This window comes from uncultured Helicobacter sp., from assembly GCF_937893305.1.
In the GTDB taxonomy this organism is placed as follows: domain Bacteria; phylum Campylobacterota; class Campylobacteria; order Campylobacterales; family Helicobacteraceae; genus Helicobacter_D.
On sequence record NZ_CALBGN010000020.1, the window covers coordinates 64,512 to 87,834 of the forward strand.

Below are 23,323 nucleotides of genomic sequence, written 5' to 3' on the forward strand. Positions count from 1 at the left end.
TTAAATCTCAATGCGCTCTAAAATCTTAAGATTAAAACCGCTTAAGATTCCATCTAACTCATTGCTTTTAGAGCCACTTAATAGTTTAAAATCTTTGATCCCTAATTCTTTTAAAATCTGCGCACCAATACCTAAGCCTTTAATGTCATTATTATTTTTTGTATGCAAAAACACCAAATATCCACCTTTCTCTTTTAATTGCTTAATAGATTCCATTAATCCACTAAAGAGACTTTCGTTTTCTAATAATTCTAAATCTTCTCTAATACTATGAAATTTCACAAGTGGGATTTTAGGCACACCAAAAACAAACACAAAATGTTCTCTACCTAAATGATCTTGAAATTGTATTTTTGTAGAATCTGCCCCTAAAAATCTGCAAGATTTTTTACCTACAACTCCGATTAATTGCTCAAATTGCAAACGATATTCAATTAAATCTGAAACATAAAGAATCTTTAATTGATGTTTTTTTGCAAATTCACTTAAAAATTTATCCCCCCTTCTTGCCATTAAACCATCATCTTTCATAATCTCACAAATTACGCTAATTGGCTTAAGTCCTGCTAAACGACAAATATCCACACTAGCTTCAGTATGTCCTGTGCGCTCTAGCACACCACCTTCTTTTGCAATCAAAGGAAAAATATGCCCTGGACGCACAAAATCATCTGGTTTTGTGCTAGGCTTACACATTAATTGAATCGTTAAATCTCTTTCATATGCTGAAATTCCTGTCTTTGCTTCTTTTGCATCAATAGATACGGTAAAAGCTGTTTCGTGATTTGAACTATTTTTGCTCACCATTGGTGGCAAATCAAGTGCTTGTGCAATACTTTTGGTGATAGAAACACAAATTAATCCGCGCGCTTCTTGCGCCATAAAATTAATTTTCTCTGGCGTGCTAAAAATCCCCGCCATCACTAAATCCCCTTCATTCTCTCTATCTTCATCATCCATTACAATAATCATTTCACCATTTTGGATTGCTTTAATCGCGGCTTCAACGCGCAAAATCGCTTCATTTTCCATACAAAACCTTACAAACTTTCTTAAACTTTTATTATAGCGTAATATCCGCCAAAACAAGCTTTTAACTATTGACAAACAAAAAATATAAAGCTATAATTTCGACTTTTAAAACATTGGGGTATCGCCAAGCGGTAAGGCACCTGGTTTTGGTCCAGGCATTCCGAGGTTCGAATCCTTGTACCCCAGCCACTTCTTAAACTTAATTTCAGTGATTTTATCTTTAGATATTAGTTATCGCGGGGTAGAGCAGCCCGGTAGCTCGTTGGGCTCATAACCCAAAGGTCGGTGGTTCAAATCCGCCCCCCGCTACCAAAACTTCAAAAACTTTACAAACTTAGCTTTTGTTGTTACAATTCTGCAAAAATTTAAAGTGATTTTATGGAATTTGTAGGAACTGAACTTATTTTTATTCATCTTTTGCTTTGCTTCCCATTGCTTTTGCCACCACTTTGGAATCTTTACGCACTTTTTACAAACCCATCACATACACAAAAACTCCGCGCAATAGCCATTTGCGCCCCCGCATACTACACGCTTCTTAGTGCTTGTGCTTTTAGTGGATTTGTAATTTGGGCAATGCTTGGCTTTGTTTTTACTCTCAAAATCCTTCTAATGCTCGTATTTTGGCTTGTGATTTTAATTGCAGAAATTAAACGCCACAAATTTCAAAAACAAATCCGCATTGAAGCAAACTCCACAAAACGCGAAAAGTTTTTCCGCTTTGCAAAGATTAAATACAGCTTAGATTTTTGTGTTTTTGTGTTACTCTTACTTTTTATGGTCTAAAATGCAATTTACCTATCACAAATGCGCTGGAGATCCTACAATCATACTTGATGGAGAGATTTATAATCATCTCTTCCGGGCACGCAGAACACGCAAACTAGATTTCTTAATACTCTGCAATTTAAATGATGCAAATGCTTATCTCTACACAATTACTGAACTTCACAAAAAATCAGCCACTTTGCAACTTAAAACCACGCAAAAGTTGGAATCCAAAACTCCAAAAGGACATTTGATTTGGGCAATGATTGATCCTAAAAACATAGAAAAAACACTCCCTTTTTTAAATGAACTAAACTTAGCACGCATTACATTTTTTTATGCAGATTTCTCACAAAAACATTTCAAACTTGATGATTTACGCCTAAATAGAATCCTAGAAAACTCTTGTGAGCAGTGTGGCAGATTGACACGCTTAAACATAGAAGCGCTAAACAATCTCACAGAAGTGTTACAAAAATACCCAAAAATTGCAGTAATGGATTTTAATGCAAAGCCCTTAGAATCACCTTTAGAGATTCCATTTTTAATCGGCGCAGAAGGGGGTTTTAGCGAAGATGAACGCAAACTCTTAAACACACAAACCACCTTTAGCGCGCCAAATTGCAATATTTTACGCAGTGAAACAGCTGCTGTGTATGCTACAAGCAAAATGCTTTAAGTCTAAAATTGCTAGAATCTTTGCAATTATGGAATCCAAAATTAAAGGAAGAAAAATGCGCACTAAAAAAGCCTTTACAATGCTAGAGCTTGTGTTTATCCTAGTGATTTTAGGGATTTTAGCAGCCGTTGCGATTCCAAAAATCTCCGCAAGCAGAGATGATGCAAAACTCGTTGCACTAAAGAGTGATATAAACACTTTAAAAACCTCCTTTCCAGCATATTTTCTAGCGCAAGGTCAAGGGACTTTTACAACTGCTATTGCGCTAAGTAGTGCAAATTGGAATATAAATGACTACACAATTACAAGCAAACTTCAAGATGCCAATCAAAATCCTTGTATAAGTGCAAAACTACTTAATACAAATAGTGCGCTTGCTACAACTGCTAAAGATGTGCAGTTTTTAGAAATCTCCACACAAACAACAGGTAGCACAAATGGAGATACTTGCGCAAAACTTGTTGAAAGCATAGGTTTAAATGCTACATTAAAAATTCCGCTACTTAGCAATTCTATTGTGTTTTAATGCGCAAGGCTTTTACGCTCCTAGAGGTGATTTTTACACTTCTTTTAGTTGGAATCCTTTTAAGTTTTGCAATTCCACAATTTAGTGATTACACTAAAAATGCCTGTGTCAAAAAACTTCAAGTTCAAGTTCTAAATCTCCGCTTGGATTTAAAAGCACAACTTCAAGCACGCCAACAGATTAATTGGGATTCCTTATACAGCCATTTAGATTTCACTTCTAAGGATTGTCATTTTAGCAAGCAAAAAGATGGTTTTGTTATTAATCATTATGGTAAGAAAGCGTATTTTAGGCTTAAGGATTCCATCTTAGAATGCCAATATTCTAAAACTTCGCATTTGCATAATGATGAATCAATGTGCGATATTTTTTAAAATTTGCATTATAATAATGCTTTTATTTTAGGAATCTTTATGCAAGAATTTATCGCTAATTTTGATTTTTATATGCTTTTATTTCTTTTTTTTGCAGCATTTATTGCTGGCTTTATTGACTCTATTGCAGGTGGTGGTGGAATGATAACAATCCCCGCACTCTTACTTGCTGGAATCTCTCCTTTGCAAGCCCTAGCCACAAACAAACTTCAAAGCTCTTTTGGAAGTTTCTCAGCAACTTTGCAGTTTTACAAAAGAGGTTATATCAACCTAAAATCCGGACTCCCATTTGCTATTATTGCCTTTGTTTTTTCAGCAATAGGCACATTAAGCGTGCAATTTATCCAAATAGAATTTCTCTCCAAAGTTCTCCCATTTTTAATCTTAATTTTTGGATTGTATTTTTTATTTTCACCAAATATTAAAGAAGTAGAAAAAACAGAAAAATTAAACACAGCATATTTAAGTCTTGCAATCGCTGCCGTGGGTTTTTATGATGGCTTTTTTGGTCCTGGAACTGGATCGTTTTTTATGCTTGCACTAATTATTATTGGCGGTTTTAGTCTAACACAGAGTTTAGGGCAAGCAAAACTTTATAATTTTTCAACAAATCTTGCCTCTTTAATCTTCTTTGCAGTTGGCGGATATATGCTTTGGAGCATAGGATTACTTATGGCTCTTGGGCAATTTATTGGCGCAAATCTTGGCTCTAAAATGGCAATGCGCTATGGAATCCGTATTGTTAAGCCCATTGTTGTCGCAGTTTCTTTCCTAATGGCAGCTAAACTTCTTTATGAACAACTCTAAGGAAAACTATGGAGATTTATCTACAAGGGCTACTTATCGCACTTTCGCTATTTGCAACCATTGGTGCGCAAAATATGTTTGTAATTAAGCAAGGAATCTTAAAAAATCATATTCTTTGGGTGTGTGTCGTTTGCATTATTTGCGATATTGTGCTTGTAAATATTGGAATCTTTGGCATTGGAGAATTTCTAGCTAAAAATAGGATTTTTACAATTTTGCTAGGTATTATAGGAACGCTGTTTGTCTTAAGCTATGGAATCCTATCTTTACGTTCTGCTTTTAGAGCAAATCAACGCCTAGAACTCCAAGCACAAGGACACAAAACAAGCCTTGTAAAAATCATTACTCAAACACTAGCAATCACTCTTTTAAATCCTCATGTATATTTAGATACGATTTTAATTTTAGGCGCCATAGCCCTGCCCTTTAATCTCAATGAAAAACTCTTGTTAAGCGGTGGAATCATCAATGCATCTTGTCTTTGGTTTTTGTGTCTTGGATTTGCAGCGCACAAAGCAAGTATTCTTTTTAAAAATCCAAAATCTTGGGTGTTTTTAAATTCTTTCACCGCACTTGTAATGTTTGTGCTAGCATATATGTTAGCAAGCTTTACTTTGGAAGAATTACAAGTGGCTTTAATGGAAGATTTTAGATTTTAGATTCCATTTAACTTTATGGCATAAAAGCCAAAAATCTAGAATCTAACATCACATTTTCTAAACTTCTTTGTAAAAATAAAAACCTACCATCACACACAAAGCCAAGCTCCTCCCAATCCGTGTGATTTAGCTTATCACATATTTCTTGTAGTTTTATGTTTCCCAGCTCACCCCATTGCCAAAAGGTGGAATTTTGCCTGTTAAAGCATAGTAGATTCCAAGTTTGCAGTTGAGATTATCGGTTGTCTTTGTGGTGCTAACCTTGATATTCACAGGATAAAATATATTATTTTCTTCAAAGCTAAAATCCACCCAATCACGCATATTAGGACGATTTATCGCAAAACTAGAATCTAAAAAATTAAAAATCTCATCTTCATTAAAAGCGGAATTGATTCTCCCATCGCGACTTTGTTGGCTTAAATGTAGATTCTGCTGTTGTAAAAATTCTACAATGTCTTCAAGTGTCTTAGGCAAAGTCATTTATATATCCTTACAGCTCCGTTTTTAGCACCGCGCCATTTGCGGCGTTGCTTACAAGCAGTGAGTAGCGTTTGAGCCATTTGCTTGTTATTTCTTTTTTGAATGGCTTCCATTTTGCCTTTCTAGATTCTAGAATCTTAGAATCTACTTTCAATTCCAAACTCCCACGCGAGACAGAAATCTCTATCACATCGCCATCTTCAATAAGCGCGATAAGCCCCCCTTCAGCAGCCTCTGGGCTTATATGCCCGATACACGCCCCCCTTGTCGCCCCGCTAAATCGCCCATCAGTGATGAGTGCCACACTCTCGCCTAAGCCCATTCCCATAATAAGACTAGTAGGGCTTAGCATCTCTTGCATTCCCGGTCCCCCCTTTGGTCCTTCATAGCGGATAACCACCACGCTTCCAGCCTTTACCTTGCCCCCTGCGATGCCCTTAATCGCTTCATCTTGGGAGTTAAAGCAAATTGCCTTGCCGCTAAATTCTTTCATAGATTCTGCTACTGCTGCGACTTTTAGCACCGCCCCTTGCTCGCAGAGATTACCAAAAAGGATTTTTAATCCGCCAACTTGTGAGTAGGCATTGTCATTGTGGCGGATAATTTCAGGGTCTGTGATGTTTGCATTTGCTATTCTCTCCCCTAGAGTCTCGCCTGTGATTGTGAGAGCGTCTAAATACAAGCTTTGCGTTGTCTCTTTGGTGCTGCTGGAATTTACCACCATAGAATCTAGTCCTACAATTGCATTAAACTGCTCTTTATTTGTTTTAAAATATGTGCCTTGTATGGTGTCTCCATACTTATCAAAAAAACCATAACTTTCTTTGTAATATTTTTTTATTTCCAAACTTACATCGTTTATGTCTATATTTAAGTCATTGATGTGTTGCAGAGTGATTAAATCCTCTGTATTCTCTATTATCTCAAAAATACCATCAAATTTTTGCTGACCAAAGGCATAGGTTAGAATCTTATCGCCTTTTTTCATTTCTTCTAAGCATTTTCCATACTTTCTTATATTTCCACTCTCATTATATTTATCCCACTCCCATTTTCCACTTATTCTCAATCGTGCGTCTTCTTCATTGTTGTAATAACCTGCAATCCAATAATCCACTGCATTGCCACGCTTAGAAATCTCATTCATCACTGCTGACACTCCCCCCGCTCGGTTAATATCCTCCATATGCACACTACTTAACGCCGGGGCGATTTTAGCGATATGTGCGACATTTGCAGCGATGTTATTGATAGATTCTAGGTTAAAATCCACCTCCGCTTCCTTAGCAATCGCTAACATATGTAAGATCGTATTTGTGCTGCCCCCCATTGCCATATCCACGACAAAGGCGTTATGCACGGCTTTTGCATTCAAAATATTGCGGAATCTAAATTTTTCACTTAAGCTAGAATCTAGTGCAATCTCTACAATGCGTCTAGCCCCCTGCCTTAGTAGCTCTTCTCGCTCTGGTGTTAAAGCTGGGATCGTGCCATTGCCCGGTAATGCTACGCCCATAGCCTCACACAGCGTATTCATAGAGTTTGCCGTAAACATTCCACTGCAGCTCCCCCCACTAGGACAGGCTTGACACTCTATCTCGTGTAATCTTTTCTCATCAATTTTGCCGCTTTCAAACGCCCCCACCGCTTCAAATGCGGAGTTTAAATCAAGTATTGTGCCATCACTCAAACGCCCCGCTTTCATAGGACCACCGCTTACAAAGATAGTTGGCACATTCACACGCAACGCCCCCATAAGCATTCCGGGCACGATTTTATCGCAGTTTGGTAGGCAAATCATCGCATCTAATGCGTGGGCGTTCATCACAGATTCTATACAATCAGCAATCAGCTCTCGACTTGGCAGGGAGTAGAGCATACCGCTATGCCCCATAGCAATACCATCATCTACGCCAATGGTGTTAAACTCAAAAGGCACACCCCCTGCCTTGCGGATTTCGTCCTTTACAATCTCGGCATATTTGTTTAGGAAAAAATGCCCCGGAATGATGTCAATATAGCTATTTGCCACGCCGATGAATGGTTTGCTAAAATCTTCATCTTTTAGCCCTGTTGCCCTTAGCAAACTTCTGTGAGGGGCGCGATTATGCCCCTTTTTTACAATATCACTTCGCATAGAATCTCCTTAATATTTTGTAGTAAATAATTATACTTTAAGATTCTTAGAATCTCGTTTTTGGATTCTAGGCTTGGGGGCAGTGCTTTAGAATCTATAAAGTGGATTCTATATAGTGTGTAAGCTCTAGCTCTAGGGCTTTTGCTTTCTCTTGTGTGGCGGCAATGCTGGATTCTATCTTTTGTATATGGGCTAGGATTTTTTCTTGCACGGATAAAGGGGGTAGGGGGATTTTTAGATTTTGTAAATCACCTTGAGATATTGCAGGGTAAAGAGCTCCAGACATTATTTGATTAAAAATATCAATGCCAATTTGAGATTGTAAAATGTGCTTTATATAATGATTTGTTACGATATTTTTAGAATCCACAACTGCAAACCCACTAGAAACAACAAAGTTATTATATTCTTGTTCTACAACTGCAAATGCACCAAGATTTGGTCTAGTTAGCGAAATCAATAACTCTCCTGTTTTAACGAGTGTTTTTGCACGAGATGGGGCATTATCATAATGAATCAATGAATACCCATCAATGCCTTTTTGTGTAACATTAGAAATTTGAATATAAGGAAATGTTTCATTTTTGTAATACTTATGCCAATTTCTATTGATAATCTCACAAATCTCGCCAAGTGTTTTAACTTCCCAGCCGTGCGGTGGCGGAGTAGGGATAGAATCTAGTAGGGCTTTTAAGTCTAGTCCCGTCATTGCGAGATTTTGCGTAGCAAAATCGTGGCAATCCATAGATTCTGTAAAATCCGCTTTTATGTTGTTTTGTGGATTATGGAAAGCTTTGGCTTCGCCTCGCAATGACAATGTGTCAAAATCTCTTTTAGATTCTATGTTTGTAGATACTTCGGCTATCGCCTCAGTATGACAAGGGGAAGTGGTATTGGTATGACAATGAGTAGAATCTGTATGGCAAAGGTTTATAGTAACGCTTTGATTATGCCTTGTGTCCCAGCGGTCTAAATCTTTAAAGCGGACGATGAATACCTTTTGCCTTTTTGCTTCTTGCTTTTTTTCCAGTCCAAGTACTATATATATATATGCCTCTATCTCATCTTTTAGGCGTTTTTCTTCATCTTGTAGGGCTTTGATTTGTGCTTTTATGGATTGTATTTTGGCGACTATTTGCTTTTGAATCTCAAGGGGCGGCAGGGGGATTTGCAAATCGCATAAAGCTTCAAAAGATAGATTTTGTCTTACAGAACCCCTTGTTTTTGCTCGTAAATGCTCGTTGAACCAAGCCGATTTTAAAACAAACACTAAATATTGTGAAAGTAATCGTGTTTCATCTGTTTGAAAGATAACATAGGCAGGGCTTGTATATTTCAAATCAAATTCTGGCGGAACAATACCTATTGAGCCGACATTCACACGATAAGGATTGTAAAAAATTTCTCCACTTCTTACTTGATAGTAAGGCTGCTTTATGCGTGAGCCTAGTAAAGACTCATTAAAATATACCCCATCTTTATTATTAACACCCAAAATATCAAAGGTTTCGTTTGGAAAATTTGAAGGCTTAATTCTCTGCTTCTTTTCTGCAATATAATCTTTTAAATGCACTAAAGGAAATTTTGACTTAAATTCGGTTAGATAGTGTTTTATATCCCACCGCACCAAATCCCTAAACCATACAACTTGCACTTTACTCATCACTTCCCCCAATTTTTTTGTGCGTATTGCTCCAAGCTAGATTCTGCTCACTTACAAACTCTCTAAAATAGCTTAAAATCCCCTTTTGCTTTAGGGACTTTTCAAGCACTTTGCCATTTTCATCTTTATGCACTTCATAGCTATCTAGTAGCTCATTTTTGACATTTTCGCCCATTTCGCCTGTGCTAGTGATACCCACAAACTCCGGCTCTGCCATAAATATGGGGTAGTCAAAGTCTATTTTGGTGTGTTTGAATGCTTGCTTTTTCATACTAGATTCTAGCTCTTTTAGCTCTTTTTTGGCTTTTGCCTTATTATTTGCATTGTATTTGGCTATTTTCTCGCCCTTTGCTTTGCGATAGTTGATAATGGATTCTAGTTTGTCTAGTGTCTCTTTGTGCTTTTGCCTTAGCTCTTTTGTGTGTTTTTCTAGGAGAGAGTTAAACTCATTTTGCTCATTTTGGCTAAATTTTTGCAGAAACAAAATAGAGCTTTTCACACTTGCCTTGCTACTAGTGAAAGTCTCTTGTGGGAGTGAAATCACAGCGCGTAAAAATGCTCTGCCCTCTACAAACTCTCGCACATATTCGGCATTTGGTGTGTTAAACACACCCTCTGGCAAAACGATTCCCATTCTACCACCGGGCTTTAGCAAATCTAGGCAGCGGTTTATAAACAAATGCTCGGTTTTATCAGATTCTAAATTGGGCTTTAGGGCAAAGAGAGAGGCGATAGGCTTGCCAATGTTGTCTAGGATTTTGCGTTGAGCGTTTTGGTAGGTCTCTTTGCCATAGGTTTTATAGTAGTTTTCTATCTGCTCTTTTTTCTCTTCTGTGTAGGACACTTCGCCGTTGTTGTTTAGGTAGGTTTGGGCATCTTCGGCTCGTATGGTGTTTTCTTTCCTTACATTTGAGCCAAAGGGAGGGTTGGTTAGGATTATATCAAAGCGGTTTTCAAAGATTCCATTGATGTTTAAAAGCCCATCGTGATGGTGAATCCCGCCGTGTCCATCGCCGTGCATAATCATATTCATCTTAGAAGTTCTTGCCATTCTGTCATTTGCATCTGTGCCATAAATGCAGTGGTTTGAAAGCTTGAAAAGTCTTGTGCCTTGCGTGTCGGTCTCTAGCTGTTTTTCTAGCTCATTCTTTTTGTCGTTGAGCTTTTTTGCTTCTGTGTCGGTGATGTTGTTTATATCTTTGACTATGGATTTTTTATAGGCTTCATATTGCTTGATGATGTCTTGCTGGATAAGCTCACGCACTTTGCTAAAGATTCTAATGAGAAAGCCCCCGCTTCCACTTGCAGGGTCGCAGGAGACTTCATTTTCTTGTGGGTTTATCATCTCTATCATAAATTCTACAATGGGTCGTGGGGTGAAAAACTGCCCTAACTCTCCCCTAAAAGTCTGCCCTAAAAACTTCTCAAATGCCACGCCTTTAATATCGCTTGAAGTGTTGGATAGATTGTAAATTTGGAGTTTTTCTATGATTTTATAAATAGTGGCGTTTTTTAGCTCAATTTTTTCGTTATCTATGAAAATTTGGTCTTTTGCAAACTCTTTTTTCGTTTCATTAAAGAGCCATTCTAGGTAGCTTGGATTATATTTTTCTGCTTCTTTTACATATTCTATTGTAAATTTATTATCCGCCTCGCCTTTTATCAGCTTTCTCTCTACATACACTTTCATAAACAAAATTTTTGCGATTTCATCAAAGGCTTTTGTGGGGTCAAACTTATCATTATCGCGTATGTAGTTATGGCACTCAAACAAAACCTTAGCAAACTCATCTTCTTTAAAAACAACTAAATCTTTGAGTAGTTTATCTATCTCTTTATCACTTGCGTTATTTTCTGGGATATTGGCTATCTCTTGGGTGAAGCCGGGCATTTTATCCTTTATCACACGCCAGAATCTTGTCTCATAGCTATTATGCGTTACAAAAAATGGCGCGTTAGTCAGCCTTGCATAGCTCTCCCCTTGTGCATAATCGCTTTCACTTATGCGAATGGTATCTGCCTTGCACTCTACGATGATTAGGGGAGGATTCTTATCCTGCTTATCTTTGGGGCTTTTCCATATTACAATATCAGCCCTTGCGGCGTTTTTGCCCTTTTGCGTTTTGACTTCTTCTTGCATTTGCTCTAGGCTGTAACCATAGCTATTTACAAGTGTGCAGACAAATTTCTGCCTGATAATCTCTTCTGGTGTGGAGACTTTGTATTTCTTACCTAATGGGCTGTAAATCTTGCCCTCTTTGTTGTATTGTAGCTCTAGCTTTTGCATTGCTTTCCTTATGGGATTTAATTATGGAATTTTACCATTAAATAAATAATTGTTTAGAGTGGGTGTTGGCTTAATACAATTTAGCTAGAATGAAAGCTACAAACAGATTCTAAAGGGATTTATTTTCACTCTAGCAAGGGGCTAGATTCTAGCACTTGTGAGACGCCAAGTGAGAGTAGGGCAGGCACTCTAAGTGGAATCTATGCCTAAAATCCCCTGTGCTTTATACAAAGATTCTAAATACTGAGAGAGGGGAATGCAACAAGGGACTATGGGGCAATACTACTTGAACCAAAATTTTTTAATGGTCTTACAAAGATTATGCTAATGGAGTTTTCAAAGGATACAAATCCTAATGGTAATGCCATTGTAGGCTATGTGCAAAATGCTAATGTGAAAAGGGATAAGGAGCAAGAGAGCTCGTTGAGATAGCAAGCAAATAACACCTTTATAGGTTTTAGATAGACTTTCTAATCTCCCATAAAGTTTTGCTTTAATTAGAGTTTGTGTATAATTGTGCGACTTTAAATAAAAGATACAATGATGGATTCATTAAATCAAGCTTTTAAATACGCTTTTAAACAATACGCAAAAAACTGCGCCATAGAAATTGATAAAAACAGCATAACTTATGCGGAGCTTGAAGCTCAATCTAACACGCTTGCAAGCTTTTTAGCACAACACTTGGCACAAGAAGATAGCATCATTCTCTTTGGAGCGCGTTCTATTGAAGTATATGTAAGTATTATTTCTTGCGTGCTTGCAAACTTCACCTATGTGCCTTTAAATCCAAAATTTCCAAATGAACGACTACAAACAATGATCGCACGCACAGAATCTAAAACAATGCTTTTATGCAAAGAATGTGTGGAATCTTTTTGTAAGATTGCTAAGGACATCAAACCGCTTAATATTTTATGCTTTAAAGTAGATTTTACAGAATTAAAAGAGCAATTTCCACAGCATCATTTCATAAAGATTCCATTGGAGTTGCCACAAAATACACATTTTTCATACACTTCAAGTAAAACTAACCCTGCTTACTTACTTTTTACAAGCGGTAGCACTGGGATTCCAAAAGGTGTGCTAGTTAGCAGAGATAATCTTATCTCTTATGTTAAACGCATTAAGGATTTGTATCACTTCACCAAAGAAGATAGAATCTCTCAATTTTTTGATTTAACTTTTGATTTAAGTATGCACGATATTTTTTGCACTCTGCTCTCCGGTGCTACGCTTGTTGTTATTCCGCAAATTTGGCTTTTAAATCCACTAAAATTTATTGCCACAAAACAACTTAGTGTTCTTTTTGCTCCACCCTCTTTGATTGCTTATCTGCAAAACTTAAAAGCCTTAAAAGAAAATGTTCTGCCTAGTCTAAAAGTTGCTTTATTTTGCGGTGAAGCACTGCCTGTAAAGTCTGCCATAGCCTTTGCTAAAGCTGCCCCAAATGCCTTGCTTGACAATCTCTATGGTCCCACAGAAGCCACAATTAGTTTCACACATTATCGCTTTATTGAAGAAGGAGGGATTCAAAAAGCCAAAACAACAAATGCGATTCCAACTTTACAAGAAGAAATTTTACCGCTTGGATTACCTTTTAATGGACTTTTGCTCTCTTTACGAGATTTAGATGGCAAAGAAGTTCAAGTAGGCAAAACAGGAGAAATTCTACTAGGGAGCAAGCTTAAAGAAACTTCACAAATTGCGCTTGGTTATTACAATGACCCTAACAAAACACAAGAAAAATTTATAGTAGAAAATGGGATTAAGTGGTATAAAACAGGCGATTTAGGCAGATTTAATCCCACACTTAATGCCTATTGTTTTTTAGGACGCATTGATGAACAAGTCAAAATTCAAGGATTTCGTGTAGAACTCTTAGAAATCGACAATGCTCTAAGTCTTGCAAGTAACAAGCAAGGACGCGCTATTGTGCTAGAGGAAAATGGTTTTAATGTGCTTTATGGAGTAATTGAAGACAAACAAAGAGATTCCACAGAGATTTTAAACGCATTACGCCAAAAACTGCCCCACTATATGCTCCCGAAACAGATTTTTTACCTAGAAAATTTTCCACTCAATTCTAATGGCAAAGTTGATAGAAATGCCATTAAACAATGGCTAATAGCTCAAATAACGCCCCCCCCCCACTCTAATATTCTAAAACATCATTTCTTAGATTATGGGCAAGAGATGATTACTTTAGCAAAAAAACTTTTCAAGATTCCGCGTTCTTTAAGCGGAGAGGGCAATCGCCAAACACTACAAATCCTAAAAGATTCTCTAAAAACCGCTAATTTAAACATTTATGCAGTCCCTACCGGGACTCAAGCCTTTGACTGGGAGATCCCAAAGGAATGGAATGTAAAAGATGCCTACATTTTAACGCCTGGTGGAGAGAAAATCTGTGATTTTCACACAAATAACTTACATCTTGTAGGTTACTCCATCCCAACACGTGCGCAATTAACCTTTAGAGATTTAAAACAACATCTGCATTATTTACAAAATCAACCAAAAGCGATCCCTTATATTACTTCTTATTACAAAGAATATTTTGGATTTTGCTTAAGCTTTGAAGATTTTAAAGCACTACAAAAAACTTATGAAAACTCTGAAGAACTCTTTAATGTGATAATTGATAGCACATTAACAAATGGCGTAATGAACTATGGAGAAATAAAGATCAAAGGACAAAGCAAACAAGAAATTATCTTAAGCACCTACATTTGCCATCCACAAATGGCAAACAACGAATTAAGCGGAATCTTGCTATGCCACACTCTTGCAAAAATCCTAAGCCAAAGAGAAAATCGCTACTCTTATAGAATTTTACTTTTGCCTGAAACACTTGGAAGCATTTATTACTTAAGCCAACATTTAAAAGAGCTAAAGAAATCTTGCATTGCAGGCTTTGTTCTAACTTGCATTGGTGATAATGGAGAGTATTCTGTGCTACATTCTAAAGAAACAAATAATCTAGCTGATAGAGCAACAAAACATATCTTAAAACATTACTATAAAAATCACAAAAAATATTCTTATTTAGAGCGTGGAAGTGATGAGCGACAATACTGCGCGCCGGGCGTAGAATTACCCTTTTGCACACTTATGCGAACAAAGTTTGGAGAATACAAAGAATATCACACAAGCCTAGATGACTTAAGCTTACTAAGTGCCACAAGTTTAGCAAATAGCCTAGAATATGTTTTGCGCGTGCTAGAAGTAGTAGAAATTAATGGAGTGTATGCAAACACGATTCTTTGTGAGCCAAAACTCAGCAAATACGATCTTTATCCAACTCTTAGCACTAAAGAAACCTTTGCCACAATTAAAGATATGCGAAATCTTTTAATGTATTGTGATGGCAAGTTAGACTTACTTGAAATTGCAGAGATTTGCGACTTTAATCTCTTGGAGCTCAAAGAATATTTACACAAATTTATCACAAAAGGATTGTTAAAAAATGTTAAAGAATAGAATTTTAGAATTTTTAAAAGAAAAAAATCCATCATTAAACACAGAGAATTTTGATGATTTGCCACTTTTTAATGCTTTAGACTCTATGGGCTTTTTAGAGCTTTTAAGCGTGCTTGAAGGGGAACTTGAAATTGAGCTTGATTTAAGCGAATTTGATCCTGAAGAATTCAGCACACTTGGAAAGTTTTGCGCAATTATAAAATCCTTAAAAGAGTCAAAATGATTGATTGGGAAGCACTTTATAAATTAGAATTTGTGCATTTTAAAGAATGTTATTTAACTTGCGATTCTTATTGTTGCAAAAACTTTTTAGGAGAAAATTTTAAGATTTTAAACCAAAATGCCGTAACACTTGCACTATTAGAGGGTGAATACAAGTTTTACACACAAAAAGGTGGAATAAAAAACATTACAGCACTTGCTAGAAAAGAAGAATTTACCCTACAAAATGGTAAAACATTTACGCTATATTTTCTCTCTTGTGAATGTGCTGGGCTTTGCAGCCCTCATTGTATGCGACCTCTTTTGTGTCGCATTTATCCTTATTTTCCAATCGTAAATGCAAGGGGGGAAATTTTAGACTTTTATCCTGCTAGCCTTATGGATTTATTCTTTAGCAACAAACAAGCCCACAAATGCACACTTGTAAGAGAACACGACGCAGAACTTCAAGCAATGTTAAAAACCAGCTTAAAACCGCTTTTAAAAATCCCTCTTTTTATTTTTGTTTTTCAAGCAATGGAGATTCTTGCAAAATCCCTACAAAAGACAATGCAAAACAATATAGGCGATATTAAAGTGGATTTGCTAAACTCTAGCAATAAAGACTTGTTTTTTAAAAAACTTGAATGGAATCTTTTTTCACGCAAAGCTTGGCAATCTAACTTTAATGCACAAATCACACAATCTTACACAGAAATTGCTAAAAATTTTGGAGAATTTTTGTAAGGATTATTATGAAAAACTATTCCACACAAGAGATTTACAATGCCTTTAAAGACGTCAAAAGTGATTCTACCTTGCTTGTGCATAGCGCACTTGCAAATCTTGGCAAACACGAGAGTGTAAGCTTAAAAGAGATTCCAACTTTATGGATAGAAGCACTAAGTGAGATCATAAAAGACGGCACACTTTTAATGCCAACTTTTAATTATAGCTTTCCAAAAACACGTTTTTTGGATTTAAACACGGCTCCTAGCGAAGTTGGAATCTTAAGTGAAGCCTTTAGAAAAACTACTCAAATTAGAAGCAATCACCCTATGTTTAGCTTTTGTGGTAAGGGCAAAAAAGCAAAAGAGATTCTAACTCCAAATCACATTATAGAATGGAATCCTTTTTTAAAAGAGAGTGTATATCATAGACTATACTTAGAAAATGCAATAATGGCGTTTGTTGGGATTGATATTAGAGTTTGCACTTATATGGTGTATGTTGAGGCAATGTGCGGAGTGAAATATCGGTATTTTAAACCTTTCTTGGGAGAAATTTTAACCACAGAAAATACACGCATAAAAGGCGAGTTTTATCATTTTTGCTTGCCTTTGGGCGAAACTTTAAAAGTCAATTACTTCCGCGTCCAACAACAAATGCTAGAAAATGGAATTTTAAAAACCTTTTCACTTGGCGCATCTAAGATTTATTTCTTTTATGCAAAAGAATTTTTTGACTACATTAAACAAACTCTAGAACACTCCCCTTTTATTCTACTAGAAACCAAACCTAAGCACTTTTACACCTTTATAAATGCAGAAGAAAAAATCTTAGAAAAAGCCTAACAATATTTTACAAACTATTAACTCTTTATTGTCAAATTCTCTATACAATTTCTGCTTTTAAATTTATCCTTAAAGATTATTTTATGTTAAAAATCTCAAAAACTTTATTTATTTTTCTTAATGCTTTATTTTTAACTTTGCTCAATACTAGTGCGTTTATTTTTGTTGCAAAGCATTTAGAAAGCACATTTTTAGCCTTTGCTTTAGCTCTTTGTTATTTTTGTCTTCTTTATATCCTTTTAAATATATGTTTCATTAAATTTCTTACAAAATTCTTATCCATACTTTTTGTTGTTAGTGCCGCTTTTAGCGTGTATTTTATGTCCTCTTATGGGATCTTAATTGATTCTGATATGATTTTAAATGTAATGCAAACAGACACAAAAGAAGCTTCTGAACTTTTTAATGCTTCTTTAATTTTTGTTGGGATCGCCTGTGCTGTGTTTGCTTATTTTGTTTTCAAAGTAAAAATCAAAAAGGATTCCATATCTAAAAGAATTCTGAGCTCCTGTATTGCCCTTGTCTTGGCATTAGCAGTCTTTCTCCCTTTGACAAAAACCTATGTGCCTTTCTTTAGAAACTACAATATTGCAAGAATGTATAACACCCCATTTTATCAATTCTATGCAGTCTATCGCTATTATCAAAGATTTGTAAAAGAACAGCCAGACTTTCAAAACATTGCAAATGATGCAACTTTACAAAATACACAAAAAAAACTTTTGGTTCTAGTTGTGGGAGAAACTGCAAGGGCAGAAAATTATTCGCTAGGCACATACACTAATAATAACACAAACTTCTACACCAAACAAACAAATGCAGTGTTTTTTGACAACTTCTTTTCTTGTGGCACTTCCACAGCTATAAGTTTGCCTTGTATGTTTTCTTTGTCTAAGAAAAATGATTTTAAAACCACAGAATATCAAGAAAATGTGCTAGATGTCTTACAAAAAGCTGGAGTTAGCGTTTCTTGGTATGGCAATAATTCTGGTGGTTGCAAAGGTGTGTGCGATAGAATTTCTGATACTAAAATGCTAAAATTGCCCTTTGATGAATCCTTGCTTGAACCCTTTAAGACTAAACTAGATAATCTCAAAGATCAAAACATTATTGTTTTGCATTTACAAGGCTCACACGGACCAACTTATTACAAGCGTTATCCTAACACTTTTAAGAAATTCTTACCCACTTGTGAAACAAATGAACTTGCAAAATGCTCACAAGAATCACTTATTAACACTTATGACAACACTCTACTTTACACAGATTTTATCTTAGCAGAAATCATCAATTCTTTACAGCAAAAAACAGAATATAAAACTGCTTTATTATATGTTTCAGATCACGGAGAGAATCTAGGAGAAAATGGGATTTATCTGCATGGGATGCCTTATGTCTTTGCTCCAAAAGAACAAACGCATATCCCAACGATTTTTTGGAGCAATGATACTCAATTAATGCAACTTGCCACAGAGCATAAGAGCTTAAAATTGTCCCACGATAATCTCTTTTCTACAATTTTAGGATTTTTCAAAGTTAGCACAAAAGAGTATTTGATCCAAGATGACTTTTTAAACAGAACATTAAAAGAAAAGTCTTAAAGCAATCTTTTTGGATTCCAACTTTTGCGTTTTTCTTTATAGAATTTAAACCTTGCAAAATGGAACAAAACTTGCTTAATCTTTCTTAACAAAATCTTTTAGGAGTTACTATGAGCATTTTTAGTTATAGTCCAGCACGCGCATTAGCACAAGAAGCATTGGATCACAGAGCATTACGCCGTGATATGATTGCTAGCAATATTGCGAATGTTTCTACTCCTATGTATCGTCCAAAAGATGTAAATTTTGAACAAATGATGGCATTAAAAGCTGATGAAATCTTTAACCGCAATCGCGATTTAGAGCTTGATGTAGCAATTACAAACAAAAATCACTTGCTCCCAGCAAAAGACGAAGATCCTTATCGCCCAACAATGTTTTATCGTGATGGGCACTTAGCAAGAAACGATGGGAATAGCGTGGATTTAGACATTGAAACAAGCGAAATGGGAAAAAACGATATTATGTATCAAGCTCTAGTTGGCGCATTGCGCAAGCAAGGTGGAATCTATAATTACGCCATAGAATCTTCAAAAAGTATTTAAGGGGAAATAGATGTTTTTATCTAGTTTTGATATTAGTGGTTATGGTCTATCCGCACAACGCCAAAGAGTAAATTTAATCTCAAGCAATATCGCAAACGCAAACACCACACGCACAGATGAAGGCGGACCTTATAGAAGAAGAGAATTAGTACTAAAAGCCTTTGATTTTGATAAAGTTTTAAATCAAAAGTATGAAAAAAGCAATAATTTGCTAGAATACGAAGATCCATTAGATGAAATGGATAGTTTTGATGAACAGCGTAAGCCAAAACCTACGCTAATGAGTGTTTATGTTGATAAAATCGTCCGTGATGATACTCAACCTAAAATGAAATACGAACCAAGCCATCCAGATGCTAATTCTGAAGGCTATGTTGCGTATCCAAACATTAATCCTGTTGTAGAAATGGCAGATTTAATTGAAGCTTCAAAGGCTTATCAAGCTAATGTTGCAGTTTTTCAAAGTGCTAAAAATATGGCTTCTACAGCGATTTCAATGTTCCAGGCATAAAGGATTATAAATGGAAATTAAAAAATATGGGGTGGATTTAGAAAAACTTAACTCTAAACTTGAGAATGTCCCTAGTTTATCGCCAAACCACGACTTAAATCCTCCTGCAAAAAGTTTTGGCAGTATGCTAAAAGATGCAGTTGATGAAGTCAATGCTTATCAAAAAACAACCGAACAAGCAATGGCAGATATGGCAACAGGACAAATCAAAGACTTACACCAAGCAGCAGTTGTCATCGGAAAAGCAGAAAATAGTATGAAATTAATGCTTGAAGTGCGCAATAAAGCAATTAGTGCTTACAAAGAACTCATTAAAACACAAATCTAATCTGTGAATAGTGCGCAATCTAAAAAAGCAGGGAAAATCCTGTTACTTTTTATCTTAATTGCTCTAGGATTCTGTATTTTTTTGGGCACAATTTTTTATCGTAATTTCACAGAACGCAAACTCCCAAACCTCCAAACAAAACGCATTGAAAACGCTATTAGGGGTAATATTTATAGTAGTGATGGATTCTTATTGGCATCTAGCAAAAAAGTCTATAAGGCAGTTGTTAATACCTACAATATCAATCCACAAAAAAAAGAATTATTTATCAACCTTTTTAGCATTTATAGCAAGATTTCAAAAGATGAAATTAGAAAAAAACTGGAACAAAAAGGCAATGTAACACTCTCTTATAACATAGACTCCAAAAGTGCAAGCTATTTAAAACAACTTAATTTAAAACTTAATCAACTTGATGTTTTTCAAAGCTATGAAGATAAAAACGGAAATCTCTTTAAATACGGACTCTCTGTTGTTGAGAGTGGAGAATCACGCGATTATCTCTATGGCGATACAATGGAGCCAATCCTAGGCTATATCAACAAAGAAAACAATTCTAAAATTACGCGTGTTAATGGCGTCAAAGGAATAGAAAAAAGCTTTGATGCAGAGCTTGAACCAAATAGCAATCTTTTAATGGTAGGAGAGCGTGATATTGGCTTTAATGTCGTATTAAACAAGGATTCCACCTTTAAAGAAAGAATAGATGGTTATGATATTATTAGCTCCATCCCATTAAAGTTACAAAAAAAGATAGAACGCTTGGTAGATCGCCACACAAAAGAGCTTGGCGCAAAGGAAATTTTAGTTGGCATAATGGAAAGCAAAAGCGGCAAAATCCTAAGCCTAGCAAGCAATGCACGCTTCAATCCTAATGAGATCACAAGGCAAGATTATGCAAAACTTAATGCAAATGCTGTTGAATTCTCTTATGAACCTGGGAGCATTATTAAACCTATTATTTATGCAATGCTTTTGGATAAAAATTTAGTGCGCCAAGATGAAAGAATTGATTTAGAAAATGGTCGCTTTAAGCTTGATAAATTCACCATTACAGATACACACAAGCTCAAAGAATCAAGTGCAGAAGAAGTGCTACTCTACTCCAGCAATATCGGTATGGCAAAAATCGCTCAACGCCTAAGTCCAGAAGAATATAACGCAGGATTACAAGCCTTTGGATTTGGAAATTTAAGTGGAGTTGATTTACCTTATGAGCGCGTAGGAGTAATCCCAAATGCTAGGCGATTCCGTAGCGAAGTGTATCGTGCAACGGTTTCTTATGGCTATGGCTTACGCACGACCTTTATTCAAATGTTAAAGGCATACAACACGATCATTAATTATGGAATCGCTTATGAGCCCTATCTTGTAGAATATCTTCAAGATTCTAAATCTATTCGCTACAAACTAAAACGCCAAGCTCCAATTAGAATCATAAGCCATAATACAGCAAATGCAGTCAAAAATACGCTTATCAGAGTTGTAACTGACGGCACAGGTAAAACTGCCCAAGTTCCGGGCATTATCATTGGTGGCAAAACAGGGACAGCACATATTGCACAAAGCGGAAAATATGTCAGCAAATACAATAGCTCCTTTTTTGGCTTTGCAAGCGATAAAGCAGGCAATGAATACACTTTTGGTATTAGTGTGTTTGAACCCAATGAAACAAATGCATATTTTGCCGCGCGCACAGCCGTGCCACTTTTTAGAGAAGTTGTAGAACTGCTTGTAAAAGAAGGCTATTTAAAACCAGCACTTTAATTTTAAATTTCAACTTTAACATTTAAGACGCATTAATTTTGCTTTCTTAATTTAAATCAACTTACCACAGCCTTTCTTTATTTATTTAGGCACATCGTTTTTACCAAAAACAATTCCTATTGCTTCAATCAAATGTATCGCAATTTCAGCTACAAATGCGCTATCATTTAAAATAGAAGTTCCATTTGCTACACTAATTTTTTCTTCGCTGATAAGCTTTTCTACATCACTCATAATTTGATAATCAAACTCTTTTGGCATTTCTTTTGCTGCTAAAAGTTGTTTTAAAATCAAATGTGCATTTTCATCTTTCATTGTTTTTAGCTCTTCAACACTTCTTAAAAGCATTCCTAAATCTTTGCGCATTGTGTTGTATTTATCCGCTAAATAAGGATTTTTAGAGTTAGAATACACCTTCATATTTGCTTGAATTAATTTTAAGTTTTTTGTCGCCTCTGTAAGATTTCTTGCAGCAATTTTAAAAGTGTAAATACGATGATTCTTTTCTTCATCTTCCACATACCTTTGCGCCTTTGTTGCAAACTCCATAATCGCATCAAAAAGCACTTTAATTTTGCGCTTATATAGATAATCTAAATCCACATCACCACTAAACCATTTCTTATTTTGAATAATCCAATCAAAACTTTCTTTGCCACGAATATCACTACGATTAAAACCTATTGTATGCGCCACAAGTGCGTAGGCATTGTTGTATAAATGCACAGATTCCTTCTGCAATGCGTCCATTGCTGCGTCTTGATACTCAATAATATTAGTATCTAAATATAATGGAGCATCCATATCTCTATCTTTGGGTGCTTTAATCACCTGGTCTAATATAAAAACAATTTGCCGAATAAACAAAGAGATTAAAAGCACCGCTACAAGATTAAATAAAGTATGAAAAAGTGCCGTCTTTAATGCGTAATTTGTCTCTTCAATACCCAAAAAACTTGCAACAACATTAACAAATTTCACAAAAAATGGAAAGGCGATAATCACAAGAATTGCAATTGTGAAATTAAAAATACAATTCGCAATGGCTAGTTTTTTACCTTCAATATTTGTGCTAAGACTTGCCACAACAGCAGTTACCACGCCTCCAACACTTGTCCCAAGTGTAGCAGCAAGAGCATTTTCAAACCCAATTTGTCCGCTAATTAATGCAGAAATGATGATAGCTAAAGTTGCGTGGCTACTTTGCACAATTCCTGTAGTTAATGCACCAAGTCCTACAAAAATTAACACACCTTTAAAACCATCAAAATTAAAGCGTGATAAATCCACAATTTCTTTATAAGATTCAAACCCAACCTTAATATAATCCACCCCTAAAAAGAAAAAACCAATCCCCATAAAAATCGCCCCAGAACCTTTAAGCACATTATCTTTTTGAAATCCTAAAAGCGCTCCGCACACAATCAAAGGAATTGCTAGCATTGAGATATTAATACTTGTTAATCCAACAATCAACCAAGAACCAGCGGAATTTCCTAAATTTGCCCCAAAAATGATTCCAATACCTTGCGCAAGTGTGATTAACCCAGCAGAAAGAAAAGAGATAGAGATGACAGAAACGAGCGTGGAGCTTTGCATTAACATTGTTGTGACTACTCCAAAAATAATGCTTTTCAAGCGTGTATCTGTAGATTTTGTCAAAATATTTTCTAAGATTCCACCACTAAAAGCTTTAAAACCATTGCTTAAATTCATCATTCCAATAAGCAAAATCGCAACCCCAGCTAGAATTTTAGCTAGCTCTGGAAGCACCACTAAAACATAAAGTAACAAAACCACTAAAGCCATTAAAACATAGCGTCTTACATTTTGCATAGCTAACCTTTTGCCAAATTAAAAAGTGGAATTATAACTAACAAAATTTTAGTTTTTAAGCC

At 35.9% G+C, this 23,323-nt stretch carries 21 protein-coding genes, 2 tRNA genes and 1 pseudogene; 17 read left to right on the forward strand and 7 right to left on the reverse strand.

What is annotated here, in order from left to right; genetic code table 11:
* Complete coding sequence (locus Q0358_RS07865; RefSeq protein WP_299549854.1) at window positions 1-1,032, reverse strand: bifunctional 3,4-dihydroxy-2-butanone 4-phosphate synthase/GTP cyclohydrolase II; 1,032 nt, start codon at window positions 1,030-1,032, stop codon at window positions 1-3.
* A 114-nt stretch (window positions 1,033-1,146) separates the two neighbouring features.
* Here Q0358_RS07865 and Q0358_RS07870 point away from each other — a divergent pair.
* From Q0358_RS07870 to Q0358_RS07905, 8 genes are all read left to right on the forward strand, one after another.
* Window positions 1,147-1,221, forward strand: a tRNA-Gln gene (locus Q0358_RS07870).
* A 46-nt stretch (window positions 1,222-1,267) separates the two neighbouring features.
* Window positions 1,268-1,344 (forward strand) — tRNA-Met (locus Q0358_RS07875).
* A gap of 66 nt (window positions 1,345-1,410) precedes the next feature.
* Complete coding sequence (locus Q0358_RS07880) at window positions 1,411-1,818, forward strand: hypothetical protein (RefSeq protein ID WP_299549857.1); 408 nt, start codon at window positions 1,411-1,413, stop codon at window positions 1,816-1,818.
* A 1-nt stretch (window position 1,819) separates the two neighbouring features.
* Window positions 1,820-2,479: a 16S rRNA (uracil(1498)-N(3))-methyltransferase gene (locus Q0358_RS07885; RefSeq protein WP_299549860.1), complete on the forward strand. Its 660-nt coding sequence runs from the start codon at window positions 1,820-1,822 to the stop codon at window positions 2,477-2,479.
* Between the two features lie 55 nt (window positions 2,480-2,534).
* Window positions 2,535-3,005 carry a prepilin-type N-terminal cleavage/methylation domain-containing protein gene (locus tag Q0358_RS07890; protein WP_299549863.1) on the forward strand — a complete coding sequence of 157 codons (471 nt, stop codon included), beginning with the start codon at window positions 2,535-2,537 and terminating at the stop codon, window positions 3,003-3,005.
* Entirely contained in the window at window positions 3,005-3,379 is a 375-nt protein-coding gene (locus Q0358_RS07895) for a type II secretion system protein (RefSeq protein WP_299549866.1), read from the forward strand. The genes Q0358_RS07890 and Q0358_RS07895 overlap by 1 nt, the downstream gene beginning before the upstream one ends.
* A 39-nt stretch (window positions 3,380-3,418) precedes the next feature.
* Window positions 3,419-4,186 carry a TSUP family transporter gene (locus tag Q0358_RS07900; protein ID WP_299549869.1) on the forward strand — a complete coding sequence of 256 codons (768 nt, stop codon included), beginning with the start codon at window positions 3,419-3,421 and terminating at the stop codon, window positions 4,184-4,186.
* Window positions 4,187-4,194: 8 nt separating this feature from the next.
* Complete coding sequence (locus Q0358_RS07905) at window positions 4,195-4,845, forward strand: LysE family transporter (protein WP_299549872.1); 651 nt, start codon at window positions 4,195-4,197, stop codon at window positions 4,843-4,845.
* 13 nt (window positions 4,846-4,858) lie between these two features.
* On the opposite strand, the pseudogene Q0358_RS07910 reads toward Q0358_RS07905, so the two are convergent.
* The 5 genes and pseudogenes from Q0358_RS07910 to Q0358_RS07930 all read right to left on the reverse strand — a co-directional run.
* Window positions 4,859-5,005, reverse strand: a pseudogene (locus Q0358_RS07910) (class I SAM-dependent methyltransferase); the annotation flags it as partial.
* Window positions 4,999-5,328 carry a hypothetical protein gene (locus Q0358_RS07915; protein ID WP_299549875.1) on the reverse strand — a complete coding sequence of 110 codons (330 nt, stop codon included), beginning with the start codon at window positions 5,326-5,328 and terminating at the stop codon, window positions 4,999-5,001. The pseudogene Q0358_RS07910 and the gene Q0358_RS07915, both read right to left, overlap by 7 nt.
* Window positions 5,329-5,338: 10 nt before the next feature.
* Window positions 5,339-7,465 (reverse strand): dihydroxy-acid dehydratase, encoded by a 2,127-nt coding sequence (gene ilvD, locus Q0358_RS07920; RefSeq protein WP_299549878.1) that lies wholly within the window; start codon window positions 7,463-7,465, stop codon window positions 5,339-5,341.
* Window positions 7,466-7,559: 94 nt separating this feature from the next.
* Complete coding sequence (locus Q0358_RS07925; RefSeq protein WP_299549881.1) at window positions 7,560-9,128, reverse strand: restriction endonuclease subunit S; 1,569 nt, start codon at window positions 9,126-9,128, stop codon at window positions 7,560-7,562.
* Entirely contained in the window at window positions 9,121-11,415 is a 2,295-nt protein-coding gene (locus Q0358_RS07930; RefSeq protein WP_299549884.1) for an N-6 DNA methylase, read from the reverse strand. The genes Q0358_RS07925 and Q0358_RS07930 overlap by 8 nt, the downstream gene beginning before the upstream one ends.
* Window positions 11,416-11,955: 540 nt before the next feature.
* On the opposite strand from Q0358_RS07930, the gene Q0358_RS07935 reads away from it, so the two are divergent.
* From Q0358_RS07935 to Q0358_RS07975, 9 genes are all read left to right on the forward strand, one after another.
* Window positions 11,956-14,898, forward strand: a complete 2,943-nt coding sequence (locus tag Q0358_RS07935; protein WP_299549887.1) for a DUF4910 domain-containing protein — start codon at window positions 11,956-11,958, stop codon at window positions 14,896-14,898.
* Window positions 14,885-15,121, forward strand: coding sequence for a phosphopantetheine-binding protein (locus Q0358_RS07940; RefSeq protein ID WP_299549890.1), 237 nt, complete (start codon window positions 14,885-14,887; stop codon window positions 15,119-15,121). Before Q0358_RS07935 ends, Q0358_RS07940 begins: the two co-directional genes overlap by 14 nt.
* Window positions 15,118-15,846, forward strand: coding sequence for a hypothetical protein (locus Q0358_RS07945; protein WP_299549892.1), 729 nt, complete (start codon window positions 15,118-15,120; stop codon window positions 15,844-15,846). The genes Q0358_RS07940 and Q0358_RS07945 overlap by 4 nt, the downstream gene beginning before the upstream one ends.
* Before the next feature lie 8 nt (window positions 15,847-15,854).
* Window positions 15,855-16,673 (forward strand): AAC(3) family N-acetyltransferase, encoded by an 819-nt coding sequence (locus tag Q0358_RS07950; protein ID WP_299549894.1) that lies wholly within the window; start codon window positions 15,855-15,857, stop codon window positions 16,671-16,673.
* Between the two features lie 83 nt (window positions 16,674-16,756).
* Window positions 16,757-18,274, forward strand: coding sequence for a phosphoethanolamine--lipid A transferase (locus Q0358_RS07955; protein ID WP_299549896.1), 1,518 nt, complete (start codon window positions 16,757-16,759; stop codon window positions 18,272-18,274).
* A gap of 110 nt (window positions 18,275-18,384) precedes the next feature.
* Entirely contained in the window at window positions 18,385-18,819 is a 435-nt protein-coding gene (flgB, locus tag Q0358_RS07960; protein ID WP_279127949.1) for a flagellar basal body rod protein FlgB, read from the forward strand.
* 10 nt (window positions 18,820-18,829) lie between these two features.
* Window positions 18,830-19,330 carry a flagellar basal body rod protein FlgC gene (gene flgC / locus Q0358_RS07965; protein ID WP_034290187.1) on the forward strand — a complete coding sequence of 167 codons (501 nt, stop codon included), beginning with the start codon at window positions 18,830-18,832 and terminating at the stop codon, window positions 19,328-19,330.
* 10 nt (window positions 19,331-19,340) lie between these two features.
* Complete coding sequence (fliE, locus tag Q0358_RS07970) at window positions 19,341-19,658, forward strand: flagellar hook-basal body complex protein FliE (protein WP_299549900.1); 318 nt, start codon at window positions 19,341-19,343, stop codon at window positions 19,656-19,658.
* A gap of 3 nt (window positions 19,659-19,661) precedes the next feature.
* Window positions 19,662-21,425 carry a penicillin-binding protein 2 gene (locus tag Q0358_RS07975; RefSeq protein WP_299549903.1) on the forward strand — a complete coding sequence of 588 codons (1,764 nt, stop codon included), beginning with the start codon at window positions 19,662-19,664 and terminating at the stop codon, window positions 21,423-21,425.
* Window positions 21,426-21,506: 81 nt separating this feature from the next.
* Here Q0358_RS07975 and Q0358_RS07980 read toward each other — a convergent pair whose 3' ends face one another.
* Entirely contained in the window at window positions 21,507-23,261 is a 1,755-nt protein-coding gene (locus tag Q0358_RS07980; RefSeq protein WP_299549906.1) for a Na/Pi symporter, read from the reverse strand.
* Window positions 23,262-23,323 lie beyond the last annotated feature (62 nt).